Here is a 1,485-nt window from a genome sequence, read left to right on the forward strand (position 1 = left end):
GCAGCGAACTATGGACGCCGCGCTCACCATTCAAGCACTGCGGGAAGAGTCATGACTTCTGTATAAGGAAATGGGTTCAATCATCCAAACGTTGACACAGTTTCGATCAATTATAGGAATAAGCTTTATGCGCCAATTTAAGGTCGTTCTTCTCTTAGCCTTGCTTACCGGTATAACCCATGCCCTGGCGCAATCCGACTCTGGTGCGGGAAAGACCATCCTGGTAGTGGACAGGGGCAATATTCAGCGGTCGGTTGTTGCCGAGGTTGTGTTGCAGAAGGTTATCGAGAAGCGTGGCCTTGGCGAGAAATACCGTGTCATTTCTCGCGGTATGCAGGGGACGCCCGCGATCCCGGAGATCCCCCCACATAACAATCTCAAATTCTATACCGCCGCTAATGGAAGCGCCGGTATGGAATGGGAGAATGCCGAGCGGACGCTTCGCGAGCTGGGTCTTACCGATGACCTGGTGAAGCATCGTGCGACCGTTCTCAGCCGCTCCGATCTCGAAAAAGCCGCTATCGTTATGGCCCTGGACACGCCGACCATTTCCGATCCAAAATATGGCATCAACGTGCAGTTCCCGGGATTCAGCGAGAAAGTCATGCTGTTTACGGAGCTGACCGGCTGTAATGAAGGCATTGCTGACGGCGCGGGAGCCAACGACGCCAATCGTCACCGCCAACTGATACTGGATATCGACCGTATAGCCCGCGAGGGTTTCGATAATCTCGTCAGTAGGATCGAAAAGTAGAAACTATTTTTCTTTGGGCTGCCCCGCGATATGAGGTCGAACCATACACCAAGTTACTCGTTGAGGAGAGAGGGCGTACATCAGCGCGCCGGGCGTGGCTTTTCTTGTGCTAGTGTTCTGCGCCAGAAGTTCCTTGCATTATTGACACCACGTAGTCTGCGTTGAAGGCACGCAAACGGCGAGGTGGTGATGAGAGGAAGACCAAAGGCGGAGCGCACGTCATACTGCTCCGCCAGCTCCGCGCCGCTTCGAGTACATCCCGATCTGGGGCTTTGCCGTGGTCTTACTGTACGCGATGCGGCGCGTGGAGTGTAAGCGCGGCCGCGAAGCCCTATCTGAAGCTGAACGCCAAACATTGCCCCAATGCCTTGAATATCCTCGACCGCTTCCACATCGTCGCCAAGATGAACCTCGCCCTGGACGACGTGCGGGCCGCCGAAGCCCGACGCATGGCAAACGAACAGGTCAGAGGCGCGCTCCCACTTAGCCGCCTGTCCGAATTTCCGCCGCCACCTCTTTGCGCCGCATCGTCAGCGCCTTGAAGCAGACGGACCCACTCGGCGACCCCGGGCGTACTTGATACCGGCGGCGAAGTCCATTACGCGCGGCAGGCCTTGCCAGATTGTCTTGACCCCTGGTTCGCCATCGCCCTTGCGGGTTCCGTCGCGATAAGGAGGTAGGGGCGAGCGGGGGACGGAAAGGTGCTGCGGTTAGGCCACCAGGGAGTAGAA

General features: G+C 57.0%; 2 protein-coding genes and 1 pseudogene. 2 read left to right on the forward strand and 1 reads right to left on the reverse strand.

All coding sequences use genetic code 11. The annotated features are described in order from the left end of the window. Nucleotides 1–127 precede the first annotated feature (127 nt). Together J8I34_RS33980 and J8I34_RS35370 are read left to right on the forward strand one after the other, a co-directional pair. Nucleotides 128–754: an arsenate reductase/protein-tyrosine-phosphatase family protein gene (locus J8I34_RS33980; protein ID WP_209778068.1), complete on the forward strand. Its 627-nt coding sequence runs from the start codon at nucleotides 128–130 to the stop codon at nucleotides 752–754. A gap of 272 nt (nucleotides 755–1,026) precedes the next feature. Then, on the forward strand, nucleotides 1,027–1,296 hold the full coding sequence (locus J8I34_RS35370; protein WP_209778066.1) for a transposase: 270 nt from the start codon (nucleotides 1,027–1,029) through the stop codon (nucleotides 1,294–1,296). Here the strand turns inward: J8I34_RS35370 and J8I34_RS35165 are convergent. Then, nucleotides 1,285–1,410: pseudogene (locus tag J8I34_RS35165) on the reverse strand (IS4 family transposase); the annotation flags it as partial. The gene J8I34_RS35370 and the pseudogene J8I34_RS35165 overlap by 12 nt on opposite strands. Between the last annotated feature and the right edge of the window lie 75 nt (nucleotides 1,411–1,485).

It is taken from the genome of Cupriavidus phytohabitans, assembly GCF_017815025.1.
Classification (GTDB): Bacteria; Pseudomonadota; Gammaproteobacteria; order Burkholderiales; family Burkholderiaceae; genus Cupriavidus.

Excerpts from the sequence above, each read along its gene's own strand:
- J8I34_RS33980 (WP_209778068.1), top strand. The coding sequence starts at position 128 with ATGCGCCAATTTAAGGTCGTTCTTCTCTTAGCCTTGCTTACCGGTATA.